Source organism: Colwellia sp. C1TZA3 (assembly GCF_007954265.1).
GTDB lineage: Bacteria > Pseudomonadota > Gammaproteobacteria > Enterobacterales > Alteromonadaceae > Cognaticolwellia.
On sequence record NZ_VOLS01000058.1, the window covers coordinates 19,514 to 27,928 of the forward strand.

The 8,415-nt window shown below is 39.6% G+C and carries 7 protein-coding genes; 6 read left to right on the top strand and 1 reads right to left on the bottom strand.

Translation table 11 applies throughout. The annotated features are described in order from the left end of the window. The first annotated feature begins 146 nt into the window (after window positions 1-146). The 5 genes from nhaA (at window position 147) to ESZ39_RS14570 (ending at window position 4,802) form a co-directional block, all read left to right on the top strand. A complete protein-coding gene (gene nhaA, locus ESZ39_RS14550; protein WP_146880655.1) occupies window positions 147-1,340 on the top strand; it encodes a Na+/H+ antiporter NhaA in 1,194 nt (397 codons plus the stop codon). A 46-nt stretch (window positions 1,341-1,386) separates the two neighbouring features. Next, window positions 1,387-2,256 (top strand): prohibitin family protein, encoded by an 870-nt coding sequence (locus ESZ39_RS14555; RefSeq protein WP_146880656.1) that lies wholly within the window; start codon window positions 1,387-1,389, stop codon window positions 2,254-2,256. Window positions 2,257-2,472: 216 nt separating this feature from the next. Beyond that, on the top strand, window positions 2,473-3,012 hold the full coding sequence (locus ESZ39_RS14560; protein WP_223270404.1) for an elongation factor P hydroxylase: 540 nt from the start codon (window positions 2,473-2,475) through the stop codon (window positions 3,010-3,012). Between the two features lie 132 nt (window positions 3,013-3,144). Then, window positions 3,145-4,278, top strand: coding sequence for an ATP-NAD kinase family protein (locus tag ESZ39_RS14565; protein WP_146880658.1), 1,134 nt, complete (start codon window positions 3,145-3,147; stop codon window positions 4,276-4,278). Between the two features lie 251 nt (window positions 4,279-4,529). Continuing rightward, window positions 4,530-4,802 (top strand): YfcL family protein, encoded by a 273-nt coding sequence (locus tag ESZ39_RS14570; protein ID WP_191321804.1) that lies wholly within the window; start codon window positions 4,530-4,532, stop codon window positions 4,800-4,802. Between the two features lie 88 nt (window positions 4,803-4,890). Here ESZ39_RS14570 and mnmC read toward each other — a convergent pair whose 3' ends face one another. After that, window positions 4,891-6,906 (bottom strand): bifunctional tRNA (5-methylaminomethyl-2-thiouridine)(34)-methyltransferase MnmD/FAD-dependent 5-carboxymethylaminomethyl-2-thiouridine(34) oxidoreductase MnmC, encoded by a 2,016-nt coding sequence (mnmC, locus tag ESZ39_RS14575; protein WP_223270403.1) that lies wholly within the window; start codon window positions 6,904-6,906, stop codon window positions 4,891-4,893. A gap of 171 nt (window positions 6,907-7,077) precedes the next feature. Between mnmC and fabB the strand changes: the two genes are divergently transcribed. Further along, complete coding sequence (gene fabB, locus ESZ39_RS14580) at window positions 7,078-8,289, top strand: beta-ketoacyl-ACP synthase I (RefSeq protein ID WP_146880661.1); 1,212 nt, start codon at window positions 7,078-7,080, stop codon at window positions 8,287-8,289. Window positions 8,290-8,415 lie beyond the last annotated feature (126 nt).

Genomic DNA, 8,415 nt, shown 5'->3' on the forward strand with positions numbered 1-8,415 from the left:
TTACACCTTTCCGAATTATTGTCATCTTGGTCTTGTTGTACATTAAACTTTTATAAATTAACACGTTAACAAATTTGTATAAATTCTTAATGTGACATATTATGTCATATCGTAAATGAAATGATGATAACAAATGATGAGAAAAAATGATTATTAAAAGTGTTAATGATTTCTTAAAACTTGAAGCTGCCAGTGGCATTATATTAATGTTTGCTGCAGTTGCAGCGATGATTATCGCCAATTCGCCGTTGATGGTTTACTACGACATGCTGTTGAATATTCCAGTTCAAGTGGCTGTTGGAAGTTTTGAAATAGCTAAGCCACTATTATTGTGGATAAATGACGGCCTAATGGCGTTGTTCTTCTTTCTTGTTGGTTTAGAGCTTAAACGAGAATTTTTAGAAGGAGATTTATCACAACCAGGGCAAGTAACATTGCCAGCCATAGGGGCGCTAGGGGGGATGTTGATACCTGCCTTATGCTACGTCGCCTTTAATTATAACGATCCCGATGCGATTAATGGTTGGGCAATTCCAACCGCAACTGATATCGCTTTTGCGTTAGGCATCTTGTCTATTATTGGACGTAAGGTACCGTTACAACTCAAGGTTTTTTTAACCTCGTTAGCTATATTTGACGATTTAGGCGCTATTATCGTTATTGCTTTATTTTATACCGATCAACTTTCATTATTATCTTTAGTTTTTGCCGCAAGTATCATCACTATATTATTTACCATGAATAAACGTGGTGTAACTAATACCGCACCTTATATTTTCTTAGGTATTGTACTTTGGATAGCTGTACTTAAGTCTGGCGTACATGCGACATTAGCGGGTGTGGTATTAGCATTTTTTATTCCCATTAAAGGTCAAGAGGGTGAGCCCTCACCGCTTAAGTCTTTAGAGCATAATTTGCATTCGTTGGTTGCCTTTATTATCTTACCTGTATTTGCTTTTGCCAATGCGGGGATAAGCTTTGCTGGCGTTGGTATTGAGCAAGTTATGGCACCTGTACCATTAGGCATTATTGTTGGCTTAGTTGTTGGCAAACAACTTGGGGTGTTTGGTTTTTGTTTTATTGCAATAAAGTTGGGTTGGGCAAAAATGCCCGCTAAGGTAAATTGGCGCTTGCTCTATGGCGCGGCAATATTATGTGGTGTGGGTTTTACCATGAGCTTATTTATTGGCTCCTTAGCTTTCGAACAAGGCAATGGCGTTAATCTTATGTTTCAAGACCGGTTAGGGATTGTTATTGGTTCACTGATATCAGGTGTCTTTGGCTACTTCATTATTAAAGGTGGTGTTGACAGTACTGAAGACAACGATGATGTAAAATAATAAATGCAGATAATAATAAATTTTCTACAAAATAAAAGGTTTAGTTATGAAAATAGAACAATTTAATGTCCCAGTAAAATCAATTGTTGTTGTTGCCGCTGTGATCGTTGCAGGTATTGGCTCTGTTTATACCGTAAATGAAGGTCATATCGGCATTGTCAAACGCTTTAGTGAAGCAAAAGAGCAGGTAAATCCAGGTCTACATTTTAAAGTACCTTTTATTGACAGTGTTGAAGAAATAGAAGTGCGTACCCGTAAAAATGAAGAAAAAATGGCCTCAAGTACCAAAGAGCAAATGCCGGTAACTATTAGTGTATCGGTGAACTGGACAGTAGATAAAGCAGCGGCATTGGAGTTATTTAGACAATATGGTGGTTTGTCACAATTTGAAAACCGAATTTTAGATCCCCGTTTTAGATCGGCCACAAAAGATGTTATTCCACAATATGACGCGGAAAAGCTTATTCAAGACAGAGCGGGTGCGATTCAAGCGATTGAAGCTAATTTCATTGAAGAAATGAAAGAATTTCCGGTTACTGTCGACAATATTCAAATTGAAAACATTCAACTGCCCGCGAAGTATTTAACTTCAATTGAAACTAAGCAGACTGAGAAAAATCTAGCAGACGCAGAAAAGCACAAGTTAGCCAGACAGAACCTTGAAGCACAGCGTGATGTAAACACGGCGAAAGCAAAAGCGGACGGTATTAAATTGGTGGCAATAGCGGAAGCTGAGTCCATTCGAATTAAAGGTTTGGCAGAAGCTGAGGCTATTACGGCTAAAGCGAAAGCATTGGGTGATAACCCGCTTATTGTTAAACTTACTGAAGCACAGAATTGGGATGGTAAATTACCTGCAACCATTTTAGGTAGCAGTAATATGCCCATTTTAGATATGAGAAGCACCAAAGATTAGGTTATAGACTTAATCAGGGTCGTCATCTAATGGCTTGAGTCATTCTTTTTAAAACGGCGATGTAATAATCGTCGTTTTTAGTTAGAATAACAACAATTTTAAAATGCAATAGCGGGTAGAATACGCTGGGCATTTCAGTACATTTACCTAAACAAGTCTTTTTTCATGTCTATGCCTATGTCAATACTGTCCGCTGATGTAATTACTGTGAACAAAATTTCACATCACCACCAAGATTTGAGCCAGTTATTCGATAGCACTTTCTATAACTTGTATAATACGCGATTAGTTAAAGGTGGCGACGAGCCTATTTATTTACCGAATAATGAGCAATGTGATTTCAACCAGATAGTCTTTGCTCATGGCTACTACGCTAGTGCATTACATGAGATTTCTCATTGGTGCTTGGCAGGAGCTTCGCGGCGATTATTAGAAGACTTTGGTTATTGGTATATTCCTGATGGTCGTGATCAAAGCCAACAACAAGCATTTGAGCAAGTAGAGATTAAACCGCAGGCCATTGAATGGGCGTTATGTGTCGCTGCAGGAAAAGCATTTGAGGTTTCTAGCGATAACCTGTTGGGTAATGGCAAAACTGACCGTACGGCTTTTAAAGCTAAAGTATACCAACAAGTGCTTGCCTATATTAAAGATGGTTTTCCTAACGATGCAGCAACATTTATTGTCGCTTTAACAAAATATTATCAAACGCCTTGGCCTTTAGTCTCTGAGCATTTTCAATTCTCAGGCAGTTGATTTTTTTACAACTAATGTCCTTAAAACTAATACCTTTAAAAAAGGTGCTCTTAAAATAAGTACGCTTGAAATAAGTACGCTTGAAATAAATACGCTTGAAATATATGTACGGAAAATTTATGAGATTAATTAATGAAACAATTTAAATTAGGCCTAGTCATTAATCCCATCGCTGGCATTGGTGGCAGTGTGGCATTAAAGGGTAGCGATGGCACTGGTATTGCGGAGCAAGCAATTGCGCTTGGGGCGACGGCAAAGTCTAACGCCAGAGCATCACTGGCGTTAGAAATATTGCTACATTACAAAGAAAATATCATTATTTACACCGCTTCTGGCGATATGGGCGAGCATACCGCGCAAGCCTTAGGTTTTAACACGCAAGTGGTACATGTGGTTGAAAATAATATAACCACAGAGCTTGATACTGAACAGGCAGTTACCGCATTAATCACTAAAGATATTGATTTGCTGTTATTTGCTGGCGGTGATGGCACTGCGCGTAATGTTTGCCATATTGTTGCCGACAAGTTCCCCGTATTAGGTATTCCAGCCGGTTGTAAAATCCATTCAGGTGTTTATGCTATTACGCCTAAAGCCGCTGGGCGAGTGGTTGAGTTAATGATAACAAATCAATTAGTGAGCTTAACCGACGCTGACGTTATGGATATTGATGAAAGTTTATTTCGCCAAGGCATCGTAAAAGCAAAGCGCTTTGGTGAAATGCAAGTGCCATCAGAGTTACGCTATATTCAAGCGGTTAAATCAGGTGGTGTAGAGTCTGACGAGTTGGTTTTACAAGATATTGCTGCGGATGTTATCGCTAAAATGGATGATGAGCTATTTATTATTGGCTCAGGTTCTACTACAGCTTTTGTTATGGAAGAGTTGGCGCTTGAAAACACCTTACTGGGCGTCGATGCGATAAGTGAGCAAGCATTAATTGCCAGCGATTTGACTGAGCCTCAGCTTTGGCAGCTAATTCAGCCTTATGCACAAGGTAAAGTGAAGCTGCTGATTACCTTAATTGGCGGTCAAGGACATATATTTGGCCGCGGTAATCAACAATTGAGTCCACGGGTTATTTGCGCTATAGGTAAAGAAAATATAATTATCATCGCTACAAAAGCAAAACTGAATGCCTTACAAGCTAGGCCGCTCATTGCTGATACCGGCGATAGTGAACTCGATATGGTGTTGTCAGGTTATTTGGCGGTTATTACCGGTTATAATGATCAAGTATTATATCCTGTTGCAAGCCCGCAATAACCAATAATACCAAGTTGATTAATTACCTGCTCATTTTTAATGGTTAAAATGAATCACTACAGCGTTATAAAATTTATAAGGTGAATAACTACTGACTAAATTTTATGCCTTGTATTTATCCATTTTTCCTCATGAAAAAGGTGATCACTTAATTAATCAAATTGGTATAACTAATAAAAAGCGCTAAAAACGTTAAATATATTAAAACAGGCGAAGTTGAAAAACGTGCCTAAATGAATCTGGAGTTAAGTATGCAATTTGAAAACCTTACCGCGCTGTATCACTTTTTAGATGAGCAAGTTACACAAGATGTTAGTGGCGATGAACTATTCGCTGGTAGTTATTTAAGAGGATTTATTAGTTTAGCGAGCAGTGAATATGGCGATGAGTCACAAGTGTTAACACAAGTGTTAGCACTAAATATTAGCGAAAAGTTACAAGTTGCTCGCACTGAGCTTACGCCACAAGATCGTCAAATTGTGCAAGATTATTGGCAACAATTAGAAACGGCTTTTACCGCGTAAACTTTATTGCTGTCAATGTTAAAAAGCAGCTATTGATGTTAAATTAGCTGCTTTTTTGTTTTTTTTCTTTAAAGATTGACAGGTAAACTCAATCGAACTTACGACGAATAATATCTCTAATAACAAAACGATTTGGCGCCAAATTAAATAACTGTTCATTATCTACTGGGTAGGGTGTACCACAAATATCAGCAGTTAATATATCGGCCAGCAAGGGCGCAGTACAAAGCCCTCGCGCACCTAACCCAGTTAACATATATAGATTTTCAATCACTGGTGCTTGTTGATTATAGCGCCAACGTTTATCTTTACTTAAATGTGGGAATTGTTGCTTATGGCCTGCAATATCAGGCATAGCCCCTACCATGGGTAAGTGATCTGGCGTCATACAACGTAAGCGCGCCTTACTGCTGAAAATATCTGTGCTTTGCCATTGCGTTAAGCCCGGTAAGCATTTATCTAGCATAGCAAGGTTAAATTGGTCTTCTTCGGCTTTATTGTCGATATCAAAACTGTGCTTTTGAAACGTTGCCCCGATGCAGTGCAGATTTTTATTTGCCGGGGTTAAATAACCTTTATGGCAAATAACGGTCGCTAGTTTGGCAATTTTTTCATTGCTGGTCATATTACTGACTTGGCCACGGACCGAAGTTAAGGGCAATTGCTCAATCAGGTTCAAGGGTATGCCTTGGGCGCCGCCACAATAGATAATAACATTGGCTTGATAGTTCTCTGTATTACTGTGCAATAGCCATTTCCCGTTAGCTTGTTGGCTAATTTCATTAATTTTACAACCGGTTTCAATGCGCAGTCGATGACTTAATTCAGCCGCCTTAAATATTTTCTTTACCAGTTGAGCAGGCGCTATCCAGCCAGCCTTGGGGAAAAATAAACCACCATGATTAAGGGGTATATCTGCTAATACGCTAGCTTGGTTTTTATCAACGCTATAGATTAAGTCTTTCGGCCAAATACTGGAGTCTGCTATGTGTTGCTGGCGCAATGTTAAAGCTGGCTTATAAGATATTTCTAAAAGGCCGCACCAGTCGTGATCAAAGTGAAATCCTTGCTCGCTGATACTTTTATAATAGGTGACAGCTTGCTCAAAAGCTTGTTGATAAAATAGGCTAATATCATCAGCTTTTTGATGAATCAGTGGGTATAGTGCGGCAATATTATTACTTGACGCACCTTGAGCAACACTGAAGTCTTGGCAATATACCGTTACTTTAACTCCGGCTTTTGTTAAGGCATAAGCGGCGCATGCTGACGCTATGCCACCACCGATAATGCTGACATGTTGAGGTTTATTAACTATAGGACGTTGCTGATAGCCTTTGCCTGAAAGCGGGTTTTGCTGAAACACTGCGCTAAGCATTTCATTTTTTCCCCCTATAGCGGGGCGTTTCTCAACCCGAAAGCCCGCTGAAATAAGGTGCCGTTTAACTTGTCCGGATACCGTAAAGGTTGCTAATGTTGCTTGCTCGCTTGATAAGCGTGTTATTTGTTGGAAAAGTGCTTGATGCCACATTTCAGGATTTTTGGCAGGTGAAAAACCATCAAGAAACCAAGCATCAACCTGTATGGCATCGCGCTCTTTTTTCTCATTTCCTAGCTGAGCTAAACCTTGTGTGGCATCGCTAAATATTAACTGCAGTGTGACTGAACCCTCAAGAAAGCTTAGGGTAATATCTTTATCTAGATACTCAGGATATTGAGCGATAAGTTTTTTACTATATTGCTTAAGTTGCGGGAAAACCTCTAATGATTGTGTCAGTTGCGCTTTTGATAATGGATATTTTTCGATACTAATAAAGTGCAAGTTACTCACTTTAGTTGGCGCTAAATCTTGTAAGTGAGCGGTTGATTTGATTTTATCAAATACAGCTAGGGTGAGTAAAAAATTTAAGCCTGCACCAAAACCAGTTTCAGCAATCACAAATTTTTCTGGGTACTTGGCTAGTCTTACTTTAAGATTATTACCGTCAATAAAAATACCTTCACTTTGGCTAGTGCCATGGTTTGTATCAAAATAGATATCTTCAAACTGGCTTGAATAAGGTGAACCGTCAGGCTGAAAGGTAATCTTTGTTTGCTCAATCACTATATTAACGTCTTCCGTTGGAGGTGAAAAAAGGTTATTTTAACTCTTATTACGAAGTACTGTCATAAAAATTAAAACATTCAGTGTACAAGTGTACGCTGGACAGACCAGTATAGGGGGCAAAAGTATGTATGATACGCCCAGATTTTTAAATTGAATATGGTTATTAATATGAAACGTGTAGTTATCACCGGATTAGGTATTGTATCAAGTATTGGTAATGATACAGAAGAAGTATTAGCGTCGTTAAAAGCAGGACGTTCAGGTATTACCCGTTCTGACAGTTTTGCTGAAATGGGGTTACGTAGTCAAGTTTGGGGTAAACCTGACATCGCAGTAAAAGACCACATTGACCGTAAAGCCTTACGCTTTATGGGTGAAGCCTCAGCTTTTGCTTACATAGCCATGGATCAAGCGATTAAAGATTCAAAATTAGCACCAGAGCAAGTGTCAAATTTCCGCACAGGCATTGTGGCTGGATCTGGTGGTGCTTCTTCAGAAAACGTCGTTAACTCAGCTGATATATTGCGTGAAAAAGGCGTTAAACGTGTTGGGCCTTACGCCGTACCAAAAACTATGTCGAGTACTATTTCTGCATGTTTGGCAACACCGTTTAAAATTTTAGGCGTTAACTATTCAATCAGTTCCGCTTGTGCTACCAGTGCGCATTGTATTGGCCATGCAGCAGAGCTTATTCAATTAGGTAAGCAAGATGTGGTATTTGCCGGTGGTGGTGAAGAAGTTCATTGGTCATTAGCGATGATGTTTGACGGTATGGGCGCGTTATCTTCTAAATATAATGATACACCTGAGCTAGCTTCTCGCACCTATGATGCAGACCGAGACGGTTTCGTTATTTCAGGTGGCGGCGGTATGGTTGTTGTTGAAGAGCTTGAGCACGCTTTAGCGCGTGGCGCACATATTTACGCTGAGATTGTTGGCTATGGTGCTACATCTGATGGCTATGACATGGTAGCGCCAAGTGGTGAAGGCGCTATTCGTTGTATGCAACAAGCTATGCAAGGAGTTGACGCGAAAGTTGATTACTTAAATACCCATGGTACTTCTACACCAGTAGGCGATGTTAAAGAACTTGGCGCAATTCAAGCGGTATTTGGTGACAACTCGCCAGCTATTAGTGCCACAAAAGCCATGACAGGTCATGCACTTGGCGCTGCTGGTGTTCATGAAGCGATTTTTTCACTATTGATGATGGAACATAGTTTTGTTGCGCCATCAATTAATATCAATACCTTAGATGAAAAAGCTGAAGGTTTAGACATTGTTAGTGAAAAGCGTGACATGGAGCTGAACTTAGTGATGTCAAACAGCTTTGGTTTTGGTGGCACTAACGCCACACTGGTTATGCAAAAGTATAAGTAATACCAGTTCCATTAAGTTTGTGATCTTGTTGTGCGCAGGAAAAATAATTCAAGGTAAGGCGCTCGATTGAGCAATAGCTGGCTATTGGGAGTGAGAGCAACACAGCCTTGAGCTATTTTAACTAGT

Bases quoted from the DNA above. Each gene is read 5' to 3' on its own strand.
- fabB (WP_146880661.1), top strand. From the start codon at position 7,078: ATGAAACGTGTAGTTATCACCGGATTAGGTATTGTATCAAGTATTGGT.
- nhaA (WP_146880655.1), top strand. From the start codon at position 147: ATGATTATTAAAAGTGTTAATGATTTCTTAAAACTTGAAGCTGCCAGT.
- ESZ39_RS14565 (WP_146880658.1), top strand. From the start codon at position 3,145: ATGAAACAATTTAAATTAGGCCTAGTCATTAATCCCATCGCTGGCATT.
- ESZ39_RS14570 (WP_191321804.1), top strand. From the start codon at position 4,530: ATGCAATTTGAAAACCTTACCGCGCTGTATCACTTTTTAGATGAGCAA.
- ESZ39_RS14555 (WP_146880656.1), top strand. From the start codon at position 1,387: ATGAAAATAGAACAATTTAATGTCCCAGTAAAATCAATTGTTGTTGTT.